16 protein-coding genes are annotated in these 20,306 nt (G+C 64.3%); 1 reads left to right on the top strand and 15 read right to left on the bottom strand.

Going from position 1 to position 20,306, the window contains the following annotated elements:
* Positions 1 to 23 precede the first annotated feature (23 nt).
* The 15 genes from HV681_RS22595 to HV681_RS22525 form a co-directional block, all read right to left on the bottom strand.
* Positions 24 to 2,087 carry a UvrD-helicase domain-containing protein gene (locus HV681_RS22595; RefSeq protein ID WP_175125102.1) on the bottom strand — a complete coding sequence of 688 codons (2,064 nt, stop codon included), beginning with the start codon at positions 2,085 to 2,087 and terminating at the stop codon, positions 24 to 26.
* A gap of 350 nt (positions 2,088 to 2,437) precedes the next feature.
* Entirely contained in the window at positions 2,438 to 4,528 is a 2,091-nt protein-coding gene (locus HV681_RS22590) for a primosomal protein N' (RefSeq protein ID WP_254594342.1), read from the bottom strand.
* Positions 4,529 to 4,881: 353 nt separating this feature from the next.
* Positions 4,882 to 5,955 carry a uroporphyrinogen decarboxylase gene (gene hemE / locus HV681_RS22585; RefSeq protein ID WP_175125100.1) on the bottom strand — a complete coding sequence of 358 codons (1,074 nt, stop codon included), beginning with the start codon at positions 5,953 to 5,955 and terminating at the stop codon, positions 4,882 to 4,884.
* Positions 5,956 to 6,080: 125 nt separating this feature from the next.
* Positions 6,081 to 6,914, bottom strand: a complete 834-nt coding sequence (locus tag HV681_RS22580; RefSeq protein WP_254595043.1) for a helix-turn-helix domain-containing protein — start codon at positions 6,912 to 6,914, stop codon at positions 6,081 to 6,083.
* 250 nt (positions 6,915 to 7,164) lie between these two features.
* Complete coding sequence (locus tag HV681_RS22575; RefSeq protein WP_056327609.1) at positions 7,165 to 7,590, bottom strand: F0F1 ATP synthase subunit epsilon; 426 nt, start codon at positions 7,588 to 7,590, stop codon at positions 7,165 to 7,167.
* Positions 7,591 to 7,599: 9 nt separating this feature from the next.
* Positions 7,600 to 9,000, bottom strand: coding sequence for a F0F1 ATP synthase subunit beta (gene atpD / locus HV681_RS22570; RefSeq protein WP_175125099.1), 1,401 nt, complete (start codon positions 8,998 to 9,000; stop codon positions 7,600 to 7,602).
* 43 nt (positions 9,001 to 9,043) lie between these two features.
* A complete protein-coding gene (gene atpG / locus HV681_RS22565; protein WP_056564898.1) occupies positions 9,044 to 9,949 on the bottom strand; it encodes a F0F1 ATP synthase subunit gamma in 906 nt (301 codons plus the stop codon).
* A 98-nt stretch (positions 9,950 to 10,047) separates the two neighbouring features.
* Entirely contained in the window at positions 10,048 to 11,589 is a 1,542-nt protein-coding gene (gene atpA / locus HV681_RS22560; protein WP_056564901.1) for a F0F1 ATP synthase subunit alpha, read from the bottom strand.
* Positions 11,590 to 11,617: 28 nt separating this feature from the next.
* A complete protein-coding gene (locus HV681_RS22555; protein WP_175125098.1) occupies positions 11,618 to 12,157 on the bottom strand; it encodes a F0F1 ATP synthase subunit delta in 540 nt (179 codons plus the stop codon).
* Positions 12,158 to 12,169: 12 nt separating this feature from the next.
* Positions 12,170 to 12,640 (bottom strand): F0F1 ATP synthase subunit B, encoded by a 471-nt coding sequence (locus tag HV681_RS22550; RefSeq protein WP_008167494.1) that lies wholly within the window; start codon positions 12,638 to 12,640, stop codon positions 12,170 to 12,172.
* Positions 12,641 to 12,784: 144 nt separating this feature from the next.
* Positions 12,785 to 13,027 carry a F0F1 ATP synthase subunit C gene (gene atpE, locus HV681_RS22545; protein ID WP_003815363.1) on the bottom strand — a complete coding sequence of 81 codons (243 nt, stop codon included), beginning with the start codon at positions 13,025 to 13,027 and terminating at the stop codon, positions 12,785 to 12,787.
* Positions 13,028 to 13,145: 118 nt separating this feature from the next.
* On the bottom strand, positions 13,146 to 14,027 hold the full coding sequence (atpB, locus tag HV681_RS22540) for a F0F1 ATP synthase subunit A (RefSeq protein WP_062840107.1): 882 nt from the start codon (positions 14,025 to 14,027) through the stop codon (positions 13,146 to 13,148).
* An 82-nt stretch (positions 14,028 to 14,109) separates the two neighbouring features.
* Positions 14,110 to 14,523, bottom strand: coding sequence for an ATP synthase subunit I (locus HV681_RS22535; protein ID WP_063955419.1), 414 nt, complete (start codon positions 14,521 to 14,523; stop codon positions 14,110 to 14,112).
* A gap of 394 nt (positions 14,524 to 14,917) precedes the next feature.
* Positions 14,918 to 16,471 (bottom strand): DUF1254 domain-containing protein, encoded by a 1,554-nt coding sequence (locus tag HV681_RS22530; protein ID WP_175125097.1) that lies wholly within the window; start codon positions 16,469 to 16,471, stop codon positions 14,918 to 14,920.
* A 258-nt stretch (positions 16,472 to 16,729) separates the two neighbouring features.
* On the bottom strand, positions 16,730 to 17,506 hold the full coding sequence (locus HV681_RS22525; RefSeq protein WP_175125096.1) for an enoyl-CoA hydratase: 777 nt from the start codon (positions 17,504 to 17,506) through the stop codon (positions 16,730 to 16,732).
* Between the two features lie 28 nt (positions 17,507 to 17,534).
* On the opposite strand from HV681_RS22525, the gene HV681_RS22520 reads away from it, so the two are divergent.
* Positions 17,535 to 19,307: a M61 family metallopeptidase gene (locus tag HV681_RS22520; protein WP_175125095.1), complete on the top strand. Its 1,773-nt coding sequence runs from the start codon at positions 17,535 to 17,537 to the stop codon at positions 19,305 to 19,307.
* Positions 19,308 to 20,306: the final 999 nt, after the last annotated feature.

The following is a 20,306-nucleotide window of genomic DNA, read 5'->3' as shown; positions in this document are numbered from 1 at the left end:
TCTTTCAAGCCCGCGGCCGCCCCCTATTTGTTCAGCAGCGCCTTCAGCATGGCCATGCGCTCCTTGGGGCTCATGGCGGCCGTCGCGTCGTCCTCCTGGATGCGCACGTCGCCCAGGCCCATTTCCTCGATGAAGCGCGACGGCTCGCGCACCAGGTCTTCACGCGCGCGGCGGCGGCGCTTGCACCAGCTCAGGTGCAGGCTGCGCTGCGCGCGCGTGATGCCGACGTACATCAGGCGCCGTTCTTCCTGAATGCGGGTGGCCAGGTTTTCGGCGGCGCGCGCAGGATCGCCGACTTCGTCGTCCTTGCCCAGATGCGGCAGCAGGCCTTCTTCCACGCCGGCCAAGTACACGTGCGGGTATTCGAGGCCCTTGGAGGCGTGCAGCGTGGACATCTTGACGGCGTCGGGCGCTTCTTCCTCGCCGCGCTCCAGCATCGTGACCAGCGCCACGTGCTGCACCAGATCGAAGAGCGACATGTTGTCTTCCTCGGCCTTGCGCTTGAGCCAGCCGGTCAGCTCCAGGACGTTCTGCCAGCGCGTCTGCGCCGGGCGTTCTTCGAAGAGTTCGAAGAGGTGCCGCTCGTACTGGATGGCTTCGAGCAGGTCGTCGAGGATGGCGCCCGCGGGTTCCGCAGGCGCCGCGTCGTTGCCCGAGGCCGCGCCGCGACCGGCGCGCCACTGCATGCGGCGGATGAATTCCGCGAAGGTGCGCAGCTGGTCAATCTGGCGCGGCGCCAGCACGCTTTCGAGGCCGGTCTCGGCCACGGCGGCCAGCAGCGATAGTTCACGGCTGGCGGCGTACTGGCCCAGCGCCTGCAAGGTCGCCTGGCCGATGCCGCGCTTGGGCGTGGTGGCCGCGCGGATGAAGGCGGGGTCGTCATCGTCGTTGGCCAGCACACGCAGGTAGGCCAGGATGTCGCGCACTTCCGCCTTGTCGAAGAAGCTTTGCCCGCCGGAGATCGTGTACGGAATCTTCAGGTTGCGCAGCGCCTGTTCCAGGATGCGCGACTGATGATTGCTGCGGTAAAGGATGGCGAAATCCTTCCACTGCGCCTGGCGTTCGAAGCGCGCGGCGGACACCTTCATGGCGATGGATTCGGCCTCCTGCTCCTCGCCGTCCATGGCCGAGACCTGGATCGGTTCGCCCACGCCCAGCTCGGACCACAGTTTCTTTTCGAAGAGCTTGGGGTTCTTTTCGATGACCTGGTTGGCGGCTGCCAGGATGCGCTGCACCGATCGGTAGTTCTGCTCCAGCTTGATGAGCTTGATGTTCGGGTAGTCGGTGGTCAGCTTGGCCAGGTTCTCGATGGTGGCGCCGCGCCAGGCGTAGATGGCCTGGTCATCGTCGCCCACGGCGGTGAACATGGCGCGCGGGCCGGTCAGCAACTGCACCAGACGGTACTGGCACACGTTGGTGTCCTGGTATTCGTCCACCAGCAGGTAGCGCACGCGGTTCTGCCAGCGGGTGCGCACTTCTTCGTTGCTGGCCAGGAGTTGTGCGGGAATGCGGATGAGGTCGTCGAAGTCCACCGCCTGATAGGCGGCCAGCGTGGCGGCGTAGCTGCGATAGACGTTGGCGGCTTCGACGTCGCCCGGGGTGATGGCTTCGCGCGCGGCGTCGTCCGGCTCCAGCAGCGCGTTCTTCCACAGCGAGATGATGCCCTGCACGTGGCGCAGGCGGGCCTTGTCGGTGGTCGCCAGCAGTTCCTGGATGATGCCCATGGCGTCGTCGGCGTCCAGGATGGAGAACGTGGGTTTCAGGCCCGCGTTGCGCGCTTCTTCGCGCAGCATCTTCACACCCAGCGAGTGGAAGGTGCTGATGATCAGGCCCTTGGACAGCTTGCGGTCGACCAGCGTCTTCACGCGCTCGTCCATTTCGCGGGCGGCCTTGTTGGTGAAGGTCAGCGCGACGACATTGCGGCCCATGTAGCCGCATTCGCGCAGCAGGTAGGCGATCTTTTGCGTGATGACGCGCGTCTTGCCGCTGCCGGCGCCCGCCAGGACGAGGCAAGGGCCGTCCAGGTAGAGCGTCGCCTCCCGCTGCGCGGGATTCATGCCGTGGCCAATCGGTTCGCTTGCGGACATTGGAGATTCAGATCGTCATGCGTCGCGGCGGCCATGCCAACGCAGCCGGCAAGCAAGAGGCCTGCCGCTGCCCGTCAATGGGCCGGAAAAACGCGAGAAAAAGGGGACGGGCGCAGCCGCCGCAACGGGTCTGCCGCGCCGGTGCGATAGAGGAAGACGATCATAGAACAATCGGGTCGAAGGCGCATCGGGGGGTTGCCGCAGAGGCGCCCCACGTGGCCGCAGGTGCGCAACACCGGCGCATCGTCGCAGCGGCGAACGGTACACGGGGAGTCCTGCGATGCGCGACAGCCAGCCAGCGGCGCGGGGCCGCGGCGCCCCGTCGCACGAGCGTGCCGCCCTATCGCTTATCAGATTTCCAGCGGATCGACTTCCAGTTGCCAGCGCACGCGCGCCTCGTTCGCCAGATAAGGCAGGTGATGCGACCACGATGCGAGAAACGCCTGCAGCGCCGGCCGGCTGCTGCTTTCGGCCAGCAGCTGCGCGCGCTCGATGTTGGCCACGCGCACGACGCGCAGCGGCACGGGGTCGTACAGCATGATCGCTTCCATGCCGGGAAAATCGGCCGCCCATTCGCCCTCGGGCAGCACGCGGGCCTGCTCAAGGAACGCTTGCGCCACCTTGAGTTCGCGCGCCTCGGCGGTCAGCAGCGCCTGGTAGACGTAAGGGGGCAAGCCGGTGCTTTCGCGCTCGTGCAGCGCGTGGCGCGCAAACCCGGCGTAGTCGTGGCGCAGCAAGGCCTGGTACACGGGCTGCTCGGGATAGCCGGTCTGGATCAGCACTTCGCCGTTGCCCTGATGGCGGCCCGCGCGGCCGGCCACCTGCATCAGCTGCGCGAACAGGCGTTCGGGCGCGCGGAAATCATGAGCGAACAGCATGGAGTCCGCATTCAGCACGCCGACCAGCCCCAACCGCGCAAAGTCGTGCCCCTTGGCCACCATCTGCGTGCCGACCAGAATGTCGACCTCGCCGGCGTGGACGGACGCGAACAGCGCTTCGGCGCTGCCCTTCTTGCGCGTGCTGTCGGCGTCAATGCGCAGGATGCGCGCCTCGGGAAAGAGTTCGGCCAGGTGCTCCTCGACCCGCTGCGTGCCGCGGCCCATGGGCGCCAGATCCTGGTCCCCGCATTCGGGGCAGGCGCGCGGCACGGGGGCCTGATAGCCGCAGTGGTGGCACTGCAGGCGATGGCCGCGAAAGTCCGTGCGATGCAGCACGGTAAAGGCCGTGCAGCGCGGGCAATTGCTGACCCACGCGCAGGACTGGCAATGCAGCACCGGCGAATAACCGCGCCGGTTCAGGAAGATCAGCACCTGTTCCTTGCGCTCGAGCCGCTGGCCGATGGCCTCGAGCAGCTGCGGCGACAGCCCTTGCTTCATCTGCAGGCGGCGCGTATCCACCAGGCGGATCTTGGGCAGCTCGCTGGACCGCGCGCGGCCGGGCAACGTCAGGCGCAGGTAACGGCCACGCTCGGCGTGCTGCCAGGTTTCCAGCGACGGCGTGGCGGACCCCAGCACGACCGGAATGTTCAGATCGTGGGCGCGCCACACGGCAAGGTCGCGCGCCGAATAGCGCAGTCCGTCCTGCTGCTTGTAGGACGTATCGTGTTCTTCGTCGACCACGATCAGGCCCAGCTCGGTCAGCGGGGCGAAGATCGACATGCGCGTGCCCAGCAGCATGCGGGCCTGGCCGCGCTGGGCGCGAGTCCACGCCTGCAGCCGCTCGCCGTCGGACAGCCCGCTGTGCATCACCGCCAGCCCCTCGGGTCCGACCAGCGTTTCCAGGCGCGCCCGCAGCGCGGCTTCGAGCTGCGGCGTCAGATTGATTTCGGGGACCAGCAGCAGCACCTGCCGCCCAGCCGCCAGAACTTTTTCGGCGGCGCGCAGGTAGACCTCGGTCTTGCCGCTGCCCGTCACGCCGTGCAGCAGCACCGGCTTGAATCCGCCCAGCGCGCCGATGGCCTGCACCGCCGCCTCCTGGGCCTCGTTCAGCGCCGGCGGCTGGTCGGGCGTGGCCGGCGCGCGCGCGGTCTTGCGCTTGCGCGCATCCATGCGCGCCACGGGCCCTTCTCCGGACCGCTTGCCCTGGTAGGACGTGGGCTTGCGCAGCGGCGGCGGCAGCGTGGGCAGCATCACCTCGCCCAACGGGCGTTGATAGTAGTCCGCCGCAAAGCGCGCCATGCGCAACCACGCTTCGTCAAAAGGGGGCAGATCGTCCAGCACCGCCTCGATCGGACGGATCTGTTTGGGCTCGAAAGACGGCTCTGCGGGGTTGTCGACGACCACCCCAATCATCTTGCGCCGGCCGAACGGAACGATCACCCGCAGGCCGGCCGGAATCGGCGCGTCGCTGCGGTAATCGAACGGGCCAGGCAGCGGCACGTCCAGCGCGACGCGCACCCAGCACACCGCTGCGGTGTCGGGATTCGCTTGCGCGTCAGGCATGGAGTCTGGGGACATTCATCTAATGAAATAGGACTAGCCGAAAGGATGAGGAACGCACGGCGCCACGTTGGAGGATTCTCGCTCGCCGCCGCGCCATTGATCCACCGGCGCCTGTGGATAACTTTGGGGAAAAGGCGAGAGCAACATCAGAAAATGGAATATGGCAAGAATGCACAAACTATTGCATCCCTGTTGATAAGCGACATTTTCCGATATAAAACAGGCACTTGAAGCCGGTTTCCAGATTGTAAGCCAGCTTGGGGAGGGTTTTCCCCGACCCCGGATTTTATGTGCACAAGTCGCCCCCGGGCGGCCCATCTGCTTCGGCCCTTGGGGCCGAAGCGTTCACTTACTTACGCGTGGAAGGCGCGGCTGTACTGGTGGACTTCATCGACCAATTCAGCTACAGCTTCTGGCGGAGTGAAGCGCGAAATGCCATGTCCCAGATTGAACACATGGCCGCCCTTGCCCACCGGGCCAAACGCGTCCAGCACGCGACGCGCTTCCGCGCGAATGGCGCTGCCAGCGCCAAAAAGCGCCATCGGATCCAGATTGCCCTGGAACGCGACCGAGTCGCCGGTGCGGCGCCGGGCCGCCGCCAGATCCACGGTCCAGTCCAGGCCCACTGCGTCGCTGCCACAGGCCGCAATGTCTTCAATCCACTGGCCGCCGCCCTTGGTGAAGACGATGACCGGCACGCGCCGCCCTTCGTGTTCGCGGGTCAAACTGGCGACGACCTTCTTCGTGTAAGCCAGCGAAAACTGCTGGAACAGGCCGTCGGCCAGCACCCCGCCCCAGCTGTCGAACAGCATCACTGCCTGAGCGCCGGCCGCGATCTGGCCGTTCAGGTATTGCAGCGTGGCTTCGGCGTTGATCTCGAGGATGCGGTGCAGCAGATCGGGACGCGAATACAGCAGGGTCTTGATGAGACGGTAGTCGTCGCTGCCCTTGCCTTCGACCATGTAACAGGCGATGGTCCACGGGCTGCCGGCAAAGCCGATCAGCGGCACCTTGCCGTCAAGATCACGCCGGATCGTGCTGACCGCATCGAACACGTACCGCAGCTTGTCCATGTCGGGCACCGCCAGGCGCGCGACGTCTTCTTCGGTGCGGATGGGATGCGCAAAGCGCGGGCCTTCGCCTTCAGCGAAGTCCAGCCCGAGGCCCATCGCGTGGGGCACGGTCAGGATGTCCGAAAACAGGATGGCCGCGTCCAGGTCGTAGCGCTCCAGCGGCTGCAGCGTGACTTCCGAGGCATAGTCCGGATTCTGCGCCAACCCCATGAACGAGCCTGCACGCGCACGCGTCTCGCGGTACTCGGGCAGATAGCGACCCGCCTGGCGCATGAGCCAGATGGGGGTGTAGGGCACGGGTTCGCGCATCAGGGCGCGCAAGAACACATCGTTCTTCAAACGGGGAGCAGACACGGCTAACCTCGATGATCGGAAGCCGTGAGTTTACTTCCCCTGGCTGACAAGGCGGGTCGCGCCCGCGTTGACGGGGTTGAGCGGGCGCAATGGGCGGCGGCTGCGGGCGTGCCGCCTGGTTAGCGTCAACCCATGTCGTGCATCCGCGCCGCGGCCAGCGCCGCCTGACGGTAAGGCGCGGCTTCAATGCCGTGCTTGCGCATCAGCGCCCAGAACGCGCGGCGGTGCTTGGCGCAAGCACGTGCGGCCTGTGCGACGTTGCCGCCGTGGCGCGACAGCGCGTGACGGATGTATTCGCGCTCGAAGCCGTTCACCACCTGCGCCTTCGCCGCCCGGAATGTTTCTGGCACGCCGCGCCGGTATTGGTGCCGCAAGCTGCTCAAAGCGTGCTCGACGATGTCGGCCGGCACCTTTGGACGCGCGGATCCCGCGCGTGACGCGTGGGGCGGATATGCCGCGTGCTCGGCACCCTGCGCCTCTGCATGCTCGCCCAGATAGTTGACGGGATGCTCATGGACGCTACCCGTCACGCCGGCACGGCGCACGGCGCCGCGGCGAGCCAGGCGAACCAGCCGCACCCGCAGGCTCTCGACGCACACCGGCTGCGAGATGAAGTCCGCCGCGCCCAGGCTGAGCAAGTCCAGAATGGCGGGCGCCTTGACGTCGTGGATGAGCAGCAGAACGGGCGTTGTGAGCGCGCCGCGCGCCTGCTGCAAGGCCATGCGGGCCCAGGCGAGCGAAGACGGCGCCACGGGAAGAATGCAAGCGTCATAGCGCCGCAGCGACAACGCCTGCTGTGCAAGGGAGTCCGGCGGCGCCTCGGCAAGCGCCGGCGAAGCCAGGGACACCGGATGCAGCCGCACACGCGTCACCTTGGCCTGATGGCCGGCGATCCAGGCGTCCATCGTCGATTCATGACCGGGCGCCAGCAGCACCCCGCAATCCAGCACGTCTCGCATGCCTTCCTCGTTTGCATCGCAAAAACTGAAGGCTACTGTTGCAGACCCCGTGCCGACTATTCGTAGTGAACGCATTGCGGCAGGCCGCTACAGGGCGTAGCACCGAGGGGCAGCGCAGGTTGACGCGGGCTCGGCAAAATATCGGACGCATTCAGGTGTCAGACACCCTGCAACAAAGAGGAATGAAAAAAAGCGGCCCGAGGGCCGCTTTTTTTGTACGCCGGGACAAGCCCGGAAACCGCATTGCCGCTTAGTGCGAGCGGCCGCCTTGGCGCAGCTTGCGCGCCGCGATGGCTTGCGCAGCCAGCATGGCGAGCTCGGCTTCGACGACAGCGATGTCAGCCTTGTCCTTGGCGTTGGCCAGGGCCAGTTCGGCCTTCTGGCGCGCTTCCAGGGCGCGGGCTTCGTCGAGGTCGGCGGCACGGATAGCCGTGTCGGCCAGGACCGTCACGCTGCCCGGCTGAACTTCCAGGATACCCCCGGCGACGAAGATGTTTTCCTCGCCTTGGTCGGCACGAACGATCTTGACCGTTCCGGGGCGTATGCGCGAGATCAGCGGGGTGTGGCCGGGCAGAATGCCCAGTTCACCCGACTCGCCAGGCAGAACCACGAACTTCGCCTCGCCGGTGAAGATCGCTTCCTCTGCGCTGACCACATCCACATGCAGGGTAGCCATATCGGTTCCTTATTGCAGTTTCTTGGCCTTCTCGAAGGCCTCGTCGATCGAACCGACCATGTAGAACGCCTGTTCCGGCAGGGAGTCGCACTCGCCGTTGACGATCATCTTGAAACCACGGATGGTTTCGGCCAGCGGAACGTACTTGCCGGGCGAACCGGTGAAGACTTCAGCAACGTGGAACGGCTGCGACAGGAAGCGCTGAATCTTACGCGCGCGGGCCACGGCCTGCTTGTCTTCCGGCGACAGTTCGTCCATGCCCAGAATCGCGATGATGTCGCGCAGTTCCTTGTAGCGCTGCAGCGTCTGCTGCACGCCACGGGCAACCGAGTAGTGCTCTTCGCCGACGACTTGCGGGTCGAGCTGGCGGCTGGAGGAATCGAGCGGATCGACGGCCGGGTAGATACCCAGGGCGGCGATGTCACGCGACAGCACGACGGTGGAGTCCAAATGCTGGAAGGTCGTGGCAGGCGACGGGTCGGTCAAGTCGTCCGCAGGGACGTACACGGCCTGGATCGAGGTGATCGAGCCGGTCTTGGTCGACGTGATGCGCTCTTGCAGCTTGCCCATTTCTTCGGCCAGCGTGGGCTGATAACCCACGGCGGACGGCATACGGCCCAGCAGTGCGGACACTTCGGTACCGGCCAGGGTGTAGCGGTAGATGTTGTCCACGAAGAACAGGATGTCGCGGCCTTCGTCACGGAACTTCTCGGCCATCGTCAGGCCGGTCAGCGCGACGCGCAGACGGTTGCCGGGGGGTTCGTTCATCTGACCGAACACCATGGCGACCTTGTCCAGAACGTTCGACTCTTCCATTTCGTGGTAGAAGTCGTTGCCTTCACGGGTACGCTCACCCACGCCGGCAAACACCGACAAACCGCTGTGCTGCTTGGCGATGTTGTTGATGAGTTCCATCATGTTCACGGTCTTGCCCACGCCGGCGCCGCCGAACAGGCCGACCTTGCCGCCCTTGGCGAACGGGCACACCAGGTCAATAACCTTGATGCCGGTTTCCAGCAGTTCCACCGAAGGCGACAGTTCGTCGAAACGGGGAGCGGCTTGGTGAATACCACGCTTTTCTTCGTGCTGGATCGGGCCGGCTTCGTCGATGGGACGACCCAGCACGTCCATGATGCGGCCCAGCGTGCCGGTGCCGACGGGCACCGAGATCGGGGCGCCCGTGCCGGTGACCTTCATGCCGCGGCGCAGACCGTCGCTGGAGCCCAGCGCAATGGTACGCACCACGCCGTCGCCCAGCTGTTGCTGCACTTCCAGCGTCAGACCCTTTTCGGCGAACGAGGAACCCTCGTCGGCCAGAGTAAGCGCTTCATAGATCTTGGGCATTTGATCGCGGGGGAACTGAATATCCACCACGGCGCCGATGCACTGAACGATGGTTCCGTTGCTCATGTCGATTCCTTGCTTGATAGCTTTTGACGGGATGCTGCCTGCCTCAAACGGCGGCAGCGCCCCCTACGATTTCCGAAATTTCTTTGGTGATCGCGGCCTGACGGGTCTTGTTGTAGACCAGTTGCAGATCGCCGATGACCTTCTTGGCGTTGTCCGACGCCGCCTTCATGGCGACCATCCGGGCCGACTGCTCCGAAGCCATGTTCTCGGCCACGGCTTGGTACAGCAGGCCTTCAACGTAACGCTGCAGCAGGTCGTCGATCACGCTACGGGCGTCGGGTTCGTAGATGTAATCCCAGCTGTATTCCGACTTCACTTCCGAGGTCTTGGCCAGGCTATCGGCGCCCGTCTGGTACGGATCTTCCAAACCGCTGGCCAACGGCAGCAGACGCAGGAACAGCGGCTCTTGCTTCATCGTGTTGACGAAGCGGGTCGAGGCCACGTACAGCGCGTCGATACGGCCTTCCAGGTAGGCGTCCAGCTGCACCTTGATCGCGCCCAGCAGGCGGTCGAGTTGCGGCTTGTCGCCCAGTTGCACTTCCTGGGAAACCAGTTTGGCGCCGATACGGGTCAGCACACCCACGCCCTTGTTGCCGAAAGCGGTCGCTTGCACGGCGATGCCGGCTTTCTCGAACTCTTTCAGCTTGCCCAACATCACGCGGGTGATGTTGGTGTTCAAGCCGCCGCACAAACCCTTGTCGGTCGTCACCATGACCACGCCGACCGCCTTGATTTCGCGTTCGACCAGGTACGGGTGGCTGTACTCGGGATTGGCCTGCATCAGGTGCGCAGCAATCTCGCGCACCTTGGTGGCGTACGGACGGCCTGCACGCATCCGCTCCTGCGCCTTGCGCATCTTGGATGCGGCGACCATTTCCATCGCCTTGGTGATCTTGCGCGTGTTTTGCACGCTCTTGATCTTGGTTCGGATTTCCTTAATTCCGGGCATTGCGCTTTCCTGTGAAGACTGGCCGATGGGTTCCGCTCGCGCCTCAACCATCCGGGAAGGATGGGTGAGGCGCCTGGGACGCCTAACCCATCACTTTCTTAAAAAGCACCGTGCTTCTTGAATTCCTGAACGGCGGCGGCCAGTTCGGCCTCGTCGTCCTTGGACAGTTCCTTGGTGTCTTCGATGCGCTGGATCAGAGCAGCGTGCTTGCTCTTGAGCTGATCCTTCAGCGACTTCTCGAACGACAGCACTTGGGCCACGTCCACGTCATCCAGGTAGCCGTTGTTGACCGTGTACAGCGTGACGGCCAGTTCCCACACTTGCAGCGGCTGGTATTGCGGCTGCTTGAGCAGTTCAACGACGCGCTTGCCGCGCTCGAGCTGGCGACGGGTGGCGTCGTCCAGGTCGGAGGCGAACTGCGCGAAGGCGGCCAGTTCACGGTACTGCGCCAAGTCGGTACGGATACCGCCGGACAGCTTCTTGACGACCTTGGTCTGGGCAGCGCCACCGACGCGCGACACCGAGATACCGGCGTTGATTGCGGGGCGGACACCGGCGTTGAACAGGTCGGTTTCCAGGAAGATCTGGCCGTCGGTGATCGAGATCACGTTGGTCGGAACGAAGGCCGACACGTCGCCTGCCTGGGTTTCGATGATCGGCAGCGCGGTCAGCGAGCCGGTCTTGCCCTTGACGGCGCCTTCGGTGAACTTCTCGACGTACTCTTCGTTGACGCGAGCAGCACGCTCCAGCAGACGCGAGTGCAGGTAGAACACGTCGCCCGGGTAGGCTTCGCGGCCCGGCGGACGGCGCAGCAGCAGCGAGACCTGGCGGTAGGCCCAGGCTTGCTTGGTCAGATCGTCATAAACGATCAGGGCGTCTTCGCCACGATCGCGGAAGTATTCGCCCATCGTGCAGCCGGCGTAGGCGGCCAGGTACTGCATGGCGGCGGAGTCGGAAGCCGAGGCGGCCACGACGATGGTGTATTCCATCGCGCCGTGCTCTTCGAGCTTGCGGACCACGTTGTTGATCGTCGAAGCCTTCTGGCCGATAGCGACGTACACGCAGGTGACGCCCTTGCCCTTCTGGCTGATGATCGTGTCGACGGCCACGGCGGTCTTGCCGGTCTGGCGGTCGCCAATGATCAGTTCGCGCTGGCCACGGCCGATGGGAACCATCGAGTCGATAGCCTTGATGCCGGTTTGCAGCGGCTGCGACACCGAGCGGCGGGCGATAACGCCAGGCGCCACTTTTTCGATGATGTCGGTGGCCTTGGCGTTGACCGGGCCCTTGCCGTCGATCGGCTCGCCCAGCGTGTTGACCACGCGGCCTTTCAGTTCCGGACCAACCGGAACTTCCAGAATGCGGCCGGTCGTCTTGACCTGGTCGCCTTCGGAAACGCCGGTGTAGTCGCCCAGAATAACGGCGCCGACGGAATCACGCTCGAGGTTGAGCGCCAGACCGAAAACGTTGTTGGGGAATTCGAGCATTTCGCCCTGCATCACGTCGGACAAGCCGTGGATGCGGGTAATACCGTCGGTCACGGACACGACGGTGCCCTGAGTACGGACATCAGCCGAAGCGCCCAGGCCCTCGATGCGGCTCTTGAGCAGTTCGCTGATCTCGGAGGGATTGAGTTGCATATTGACTCCTGGAATCCTGTTAGTAGCCTTAAGCGGCGAGCTGATCGCGCATGCGGACCAATTGGGCTTGTACGGAAGTATCGAGCACCTGGTCGCCGACGGCCACGCGCACGCCGCCGATCAACGACGGGTCGACGGTAACGCTGGGCTTGAGCTTGAGGCCGAATTTTTGTTCAAGCGCGCCGACCAGATCCTTGACCTGGGCATCGCTGAGCTCGAACGCGCTGGTGATTTCCGCCTGCGCCGTGCCTTCGTGACGATTCCGCAGCGCGACGAATTGCGAGGCGATCTCGGGCAGCAGCAGCAGCCGGTCGTTTTCGACCAGCAGCTCGATGAAATTATGGGCGGCTTGCGGCAAATCGGCCTTGATCAGGCCGGTAAACAGTTCGACGCGCTGCTTGTCGCCCAGACGCGGATCGGCCATGGCCTCGCGCACGTCGGGGTTGGAGGCGACCTGCGACATTTCGCTGACCAGGTCGGCCCACGCCGGCAGACCGGCCTTGTCGTCGCGCGCTGCGCTGAAGAGCGCTTCAGCGTAGGGCCGGGCAACAGTGGAAAGTTCAGCCATGACGGTCCCGGATTAGAGCTGCGCGCGGAGCTGGTTCAGCAGCTCGGCGTGTGCGCGGGCGTCAACCTCGCGCTTGAGGATCTGTTCAGCACCCTTGACGGCCAGCGCGGCGACGTCGTCGCGCAACGCTTCGCGGGCGCGCTGGACTTCCTGCGCGGCATCCTGGGCAGCCTGCGCCACGATGCGGGCACGTTCGGCTTCCGCTTCGCGGCGGGCCTGCTCGATCAGGGAGGCGGCTTGCTTCTCGGCCTCGATGATGCGTGCGTGGTTTTCGGACTTGGCAGAAGCCTCGATCAGACTGACGCGCGCCTGGGCTTGAGCCAGGTCGGCTTTGCCCTTCTCGGCGGCGGCCAGGCCGTCGGCGATTTTTTGGCGGCGCTCGTCCATCGCCTTCGTCAGGGGAGGCCACACGAATTTCATCGTGAACCAGCCCAGAACGAAGAACACGAGCATCTGGAAAATGATCGTCGCGTTCAGATTCACGGTCGTTCCTTTAACACCTTTCGGCTCCGACCGCACCCGGAAAGGGGCGTCGCGGAGCACTCGATACTTTGCTGACCGGCGATGGAGCCGTTGCTCTCATCGCCGCCAGCGTCATGACCCACCTATTTGCCGGCGGGCGGTGCCTTAGCCGACGAACGGGTTGGCGAAGGCGAACAGCATGGCGATACCCACGCCGATCAGGAATGCCGCGTCGATCAGGCCAGCCAGCAGGAACATCTTCGTTTGCAGAGCGTTCATCAGTTCAGGCTGACGAGCCGAAGCTTCCAGATACTTGCCGCCCATCAGTGCGATGCCGATGCAAGCGCCGATAGCGCCCAGACCGATGATAAGACCGCAAGCGAGGGCAACGAAAGCGACGTTGGTCATGACAACTCCTTGGTTAGAAATCTGAAGTCAAAAATTGAAAAATAAGAGGTACAGCTCAATGCAAGATAATCTTGCTATCCGGTGCCGGCCGGGTGGCCGACGCCGGAAATTCGGGGGATCAGTGGCCTTCGTGAGCCTGACCGAGATACACCAGCGTCAGCATCATGAAGATGAAGGCCTGGAGCAGAACGATCAGGATGTGGAAGATTGCCCAGATCGAGCCGGCCAGGATGTGGCCGATGCCCAAGCCGATGCTGGCGCCGTTGAAGCCGGTCCAGGCGCCGCCCAGAAGGGCGATCAGCATGAAGATCAGTTCGCCGGCGAACATGTTGCCGAACAACCGCATGCCCAGCGACACGGACTTGGCGGCGTATTCGATCATGTTCAGCAGCAGGTTGAACGGGGCCAGCACGATGGCGCCCAGGCCATGCGCATGGAACGGCGCGGTGAACAGTTCTTTGACGAAACCGCCCGGCTTCTTGATCTTGATGCCGTAGTAGAACATCAGGAGCAGCACGCCCAGCGACATGCCCATCGGCACGTTCAGGTCGGCGGTCGGGAGGATGCGGTGGTAATAGAGGGGATCGCCGTGCTCAGCACCCAGACCGGTCAGGCGCCAGATGGAGGGCAGCAGGTCGACGGGCAGCAGGTCCAGCGCGTTCATCAGGATGATCCAGAGGAACACGGTCAGGGCCAGCGGGGCGATGAAAAGACGGCTCTTGGCGTTGTGGACAATGCCCTTGGCCTGGTCGTCGACCATGTCGACGATCATTTCCACGAAGGCCTGGAAGCGGGAAGGAACGCCGCTGGTGGCGCGGCGCGCGGCGCGCCACAGGAAGAAAATGACGATCAGGCCCATCAGGCCGGACCAGAACAACGAGTCGTAATTGATGATGTCGAACTGAGCAATAGCGCTCTGTTTCTCACCCGTATTGTTCAGATGCACCAAGTGATGCTGAATATACGCGGATTGAGGCGACACGTCGCTGGCAGCAGCCATTTGAACCTATCCTATTTGCTGTATGCCCGGTCCTTGCGAACCGGACGATTCCACGATTTCGTTTGCCGCAACTTACTCGGCGCTAAGACAGCCTGCGGAACATCAGAAGCAGGAGATAGCCTTTCAATGTGAGTATCAGACCGAGCAACGCGGCAGGCCAGACAAGCCAGTCATGCGTTACACGCGAAAGCAGCCACAACAGCAATGCCGTTGCGAACAACTTGATCAACTCACCAGAGAGAAAGGTAAAGGGACTGGCCTTACCGGCCCGAACGCTGACAGCCAGGCGCAATGCGAACAACGCATTGGGTATGAAATACGCTCCTGCCCCCGCCAGCGCCGACCAACCTGCCGCCGCCCCTCCGACAACCCCCGCTATTACTGCTGCTGCGAGCCCCATGGCGCCTTGCGCCGCCAATGCCAACAAGAGCCCACGGCTAGCTTGTGCATTCAGCGCCGCGCGATCCGCGTCACTGAGTACCAGAACTTCCACCACATCCGGATCGATCGAATCCTGATCCAGGCCGGGCCTCAGACCGGGTTTCTTCCCCTGCCCTTGCTGCATGGAGCTCTGCTGCATCAAACTTCCCCGCTTAACTTGGCCCTGAGGGAATCGACGCGCTTTTTTAGGCGCATGTTTCTTATCCCGCAAGCGTCAAACCCGCAGAGTATAGCTTGGTTTTTTGCACCCTAGCAAATGAACTTTCGGCCGTTTGTAAGGCGGCAACAACGCCCGCTTGCGGCGGGAAAATTGGGGACGAGCGAGCGGCCCGCCGAGTCGTGTCCGCAAGCGCGCGCCGCTCATGAAAAGGCGCGCGGCCCCTTGCAGGAAACCGCGCGCCCGATGGGCTTAACAGATACGCGTCTGCCGGACGCGCCCTTGCCGGACCTTAGTCTTCCTTGACCGGCGGCGGCGCCCACTGCCCGTCCAGGGCGCTGTTCTGCGGCGCATAGAGACGCATGCTGAGCACGAACGGACCATCGGCGGCCGGCGTGCTGACCCAGTTGGCGCGCTTGGACTCGCCCGGATCACGGCGCTGGACGTAGATGTCGAGCGAGCCGTCGGCGTTGTACTTCAGGCCGTCGGTGCTGCGGATCACGTAGCGGTTAGCCGGATTTTCGGCAAAGCCGTACTTGCTGTTGTAGACATGCAGCGACCAGAGCTGCGCCGGGGGCAGTTGACCCTTGTCGAAGTGCAGCACGTAGTCTTCGTTCGAGTCCAGCGGACGGCCCTTCGAATCAGACACGGTGACCGGATACAGCACGTCTTCCGGCGTCGGCGCGCCCAGGCCGGCGTAGGCGATGGCGGCGCGGCGCGTGTAGTCGGTGCCGTAGGTGCCGATGCCCGTCAGCACGGTGTTCCAGCCGTTGATCGGCGTGGCCAGGCGCGAGACGTTGTCGGCGATACGGCGGCCCGCCAGCGGTTGCGCATCCGTCAGGGCCTGCTGCACGGCCGGGCTCAGACGGCCATACGAGAAGGGCTGACGGTCATCCAGGCCGATGCGGCGCATGCGGTCCAGCATGGGCGTGTCGTTGGCATGCGGCGGGTTGTTGCGCAGCGCGTCGAAGAACACGGCAAAGAACGAGGCGGCATCCATGCCCGCGACCTGCTCGGCCGGGGTGCCATCGGGCACGGTGGTCGCCGGGGCCGGCATGGGCAGCGTGCTGCCGATCGGTGCGGTGCCGACACTGGAGCCGGTCTGCGGGAAGGCGTTGCCGGCATTGCGGCCGCGCGGCGTGGTGGCCGGGGTCACGGGCACCAGCAGCGGCCGCGCCGTCATGCCGGACTGGATCTGATTGACCGCGGCGTAGTCCTGCGGACCGCCGGCCTGCGTCCAGCCGATCAGCCAGCCGGTCGAGGTCGGGGCGCGGATCACGTCGACGCCCGCCGGCACGGTGCCGTTCCAGTGCGGACCGACGATGGCGAAGGACTGGGCGCCATGGCCGTTGGTGCGCGTGCCGCGCGAGGCGAAGACGTCGCTCCACATGTCCAGCGCGGACAGCACGGTGTAGCGGCCGCCGGTGTCAGGCAGGCTGATGATGAGCGGGGCGCGCGAGACGTCGAACCACAGGCTGGAATACAGCGCGTCGGCGCTAGGCCACGGCGCGTCGGTGGCGCGCGGGTCGGGGAACGCGGCCTTGTGGCCGAACTGGTTCATCGGCGCCTTGCCGTCCAGCGGGCTTTGCACGGCCGTGGCCTGGCGGCGGGCCAGTTCCATCAGCACCATGGGATACGCATAGACGTAGGCGTCGATGGCGGTGTCGCGCAACTCGGCCTCGCTCATCTGAGGAGCGGCGGCCTGGCCGGCCTGATAAGGCGTCTCGGAGACCAGCCGCAGCGTGGACTGCGGCGATTGAGCCTGGGCAACATTGAGAAAGCAGACGCTGAGCGCGCCGGCGAGCGCAGCCGTGGACAGCCGGCGGGTAGCGGTAGGTATACGCATGCAAGGCTCCTTCTTGATTTTGTTTGCAATCGAGCCGCCGCGCGGGACTTGCCAGTGTGGGGGGCAAGCCGCTCTGGCGCGGCACCTCGGGATGACGCTCAATCAGGATAGGGCCGAAGTCTGCAACAAGGTGCTAGCCAGAAGTTTCAAGGCGAAACCTGGGGATTGCCCGTAGATGACCATGAAAAAGCGCGCCGTCATAGGGCGCGCGGGGCAATGAAGGGCCTGCTGGGGATGCAGGCCCGGACGTAACAAGGATTAACGGTGTTTGAAGTCGGGTTTGCGCTTTTCGGTGAACGCGGCCATGCCTTCCTTCTGGTCTTCCGTGGCAAAGAGCGAGTGGAAGACGCGGCGTTCGAACAGCAGACCTTCGTTGAGCGAACCCTCGAATGCGCGGTTGACGCATTCCTTGGCCATCATGACGGAGGGCAGCGACATGGAGGCGATGACGGTGCCAGCGTCGAGGGCTTCTTCGAGCAGCTTGTCGGCGGCGACGACGCGCGAGACGAGACCGGCGCGTTCGGCTTCTTCGGCGCCCATCATGCGGGCGGTCAGCGCGAGGTCCATGGCTTTGGCCTTGCCGACGGCGCGCGGCAGGCGTTGCGTGCCGCCGGCGCCGGGGATGACGCCGAGCTTGATTTCGGGCTGGCCGAACTTGGCGGTGTCGGCGGCGATGATGATGTCGCACATCATGGCGAGTTCGCAGCCGCCGCCGAGCGCATAGCCGCCGACCGCGGCGATGACGGGCTTGCGGATGCGCTTGAGGGTTTCCCAGTTGCGGGTGATGTATTCGCTGCCGTAGACGTCCATGTAGGACCAGTCTTTCATGGCGCCGATGTCAGCGCCGGCGGCAAAGGCCTTTTCGCTGCCGGTGATGACGACGCAGCCGATTTCGGGATCGGCCTCGAACGCGAGCAGCGCGGCGCCGAGTTCATCCATGAGCTGATCGTTCAGCGCGTTGAGCGCCTTGGGACGATTCAGCGTCAGCAGGCCGACTCGGCCCCGGGTTTCGACCAGTACAAACGACTCGCTCATGAATGTCTCCGGTAATAAGATATGAGCCATGAAAAAAATTGATGACGTACCGCCCATACTTTACCGCCTTGCGCCGCACGATCCCGCCGGCCACCGCTACCGGATAACCCTTACGATCGCATCGCCCTCGCCCGCGGGCCAGCGCCTGTCGCTGCCGGCATGGATTCCGGGCAGCTACCTGATTCGCGATTTCTCGCGGCAGATCGAGTCGCTGACCGCCTATTCGGGAACGCGGCGGGTGAATGTCGACAAAACAGACAACCACACGTGGCAGGCAGCGCCTTGCGAGGGGCCGCTGCGGATTGAATACACGGTGTATGCGTGGGATCTGTCGGTGCGCGGCGCGCATCTGGACGAGACGCACGGGTTCTTCAACGGTACGAGCGTGTTCCTGCGCGTGCAGGGCCAGGACCATGAACCCTGCCTGGTGGACCTGGCGCCGCCGCGAGGCATCGACGGCTGGAAGGTGTACACGAGCCTGCCAGAGGCCGCAGGCCACAAGGGCGCGGCACGGCGGCACGGCTTCGGGCTGTATCTGGCGCCGGACTATGACGCGCTGATCGATCACCCTGTCGAAATGGGCACGCCGCAGGTGTCGCGCTTTGTGGCGCACGGCGCGGAGCACGAGCTGGTGTTCACGGGGGTTGCGCCGAATCTGGATCTGGCGCGGATTACGGAAGACGTGAAGAAGATCTGCGAGACGCAGATTGCGTTTTTCGAACCGCGCACGAAGCGGGCGCCGTTCCTGGACAGCGCGGACCGCTATGTGTTCATGACGATGGTGACGGGCGACGGCTACGGGGGTCTGGAGCATCGCGCAAGCACGGCACTGATGACGGCGCGCAAGGACCTGCCTGTGCTGGGCCAGCAAGGCCAGGGCGACGGCTACCGGGGATTCCTTGGGCTGGTGAGCCACGAGTATTTCCATACCTGGAACGTGAAGCGGATCAAGCCGGATGTGTTCGCGCCTTACGATCTTTCGCAGCCGGATCTGACGCGGTTGTTGTGGGTGTTTGAGGGCTTTACGTCTTACTACGACGATCTGCTGCTGTTGCGCTCGGGCGCGATCACGCGTGCGGATTACTTGCGTCTGCTGGGCAAGACGATCACGAGCGTGGCGCGCACGCCGGGGCGGCATAAGCAGTCGGTTGCCGAAAGCTCTTTCGATGCTTGGACGCGGTATTACAAGCAGGACGAGAATTCGCCGAACGCGTTGGTGAGCTATTACACGAAGGGCGCGTTGGTGGCGCTGGGGTTGGACCTGCTGATCCGGGACGAATCCTCTGGCGCGCGTTCGCTGGATGATGTGATGCGGTTGTTGTGGGATCGCTATGGGCGGGATTTCTATCGAGGCAAGCCGCAAGGGTTGCCGGAGGATGGATTGCCCGCGCTGATCGAGGAAGCGACGGGCGTGGATACGCGGCGGTTCATCGCTCGGCATGCTTACGGGACGGCGGATGTGCCGTTGGCTGACTTGCTTGAAACGCAGGGTGTAAAGCTGCAGTGGAAGGCGTCGGCCAATATCCCGTCATTGGACGTGCGGACGCGCAAGCAAGGTGAGTCACTGACGCTGGCGACCGTGCTTGAAGGCGGGGCTGGACATAAGGGTGGGTTGTCTGCCGGGGATGTGTTGGTGGCGATCGATGGGCTGCGGGTGGATGCGCCGGCGGGGTTGGAGTTGCTGTTGGCGCAGTACCGGGCTGGGGATCGGGTGAATGTGCATGTTTTTCGGCGGGATGAACTCCGGGAGTTTCGGGTGCGGTTGAGTGGGCCTGAGGCTTCGGAGTGTGTATTGGTTTGAGGCGTTTGGGATGGTCCCGTGGCTTCCCCTAGGCTTGGGTTCTTAAGACGTCCGGCACGGTGGCGGCCCGGGGCGCGCGGGGCCACGATTGCGGTCCGGAGCCTTCGCTCCGGACTGCCCCGTCGTCATCGTCGTTGTCGCCTCCGGCGACTGCCTTCCGATTCCCTCGGGCTTATCGACGCCCCGCGCGCCCCGGGCCGCCACCGCACCGGACTCTGGCAATTCAAGTCTTCAAGCCGTTGGGGCGGTCGGCGTGCTTGGCATTTTTGTGTAGAACTCTTCGGGTCAGAAGCACCTTGCGGTGCCCGTCTCCGTTCGGCCGCGCGGGCGGCCTCCGGCGACTTACTCAGCGTCTTGCGGCGTAGCGATGACGCTTCGCGTGTGGCTGCCTTTGGTCTTGGTGCCTTTCACCCGCAGATTCGTAGGACCGATTCCGGTGTCTGACACTCACAAATTCGTAAGACCGAATCAGGTGTCTGACAGCCTGGTGAGATTCGCTTCATACCAAGTGCGTCTCCCAAGGGTGTCAGACACCGGCAGCGGCAGACGCTCTCGTCAAGTTCAAGCGGAGTCGCCATTAATCGTCAATTGAACTCCAGTGCCCGATGGGCGGAGCGAACTGGTCGCCAAGTTGTGGCTGGCCGTCGCCGCGCCGCCCATCACCGCCCCTCCCCCCGTGACGGCGGCCCATTAGCAAGCCAATCGTCACCAGCGCGCAAGCGACCACCGCCACGACGCCCCACCGACCCAATGCCGGGTTGCCGCCGTCCGGGCGGCAGCAACCCGGCGGCCCCGCAGATCTCCTTCCCTGACCACAGGTCTTGTAGCGCCACAAACCAAAGACCCTCGTAGCACGGCGTCGTGGTCACCGGGGAGGCGAGCGCCGTCGATGCGCCCGAGGGAATCTGAAGCTCAATAGTCGTCCTGCACGACACCCGTGACGAAGAAACTGTCTTCGTGGCCGCACTGTGGCAAGGTGGAATGCCGCTCAGGTAAAGA

The organism is Achromobacter animicus (assembly GCF_902859585.1).
GTDB classification, from domain to species: domain Bacteria; phylum Pseudomonadota; class Gammaproteobacteria; order Burkholderiales; family Burkholderiaceae_B; genus Achromobacter; species Achromobacter animicus.
Note: the sequence above shows the minus strand (reverse complement) of the source record. Positions and strands in the feature narration are given on the sequence as shown.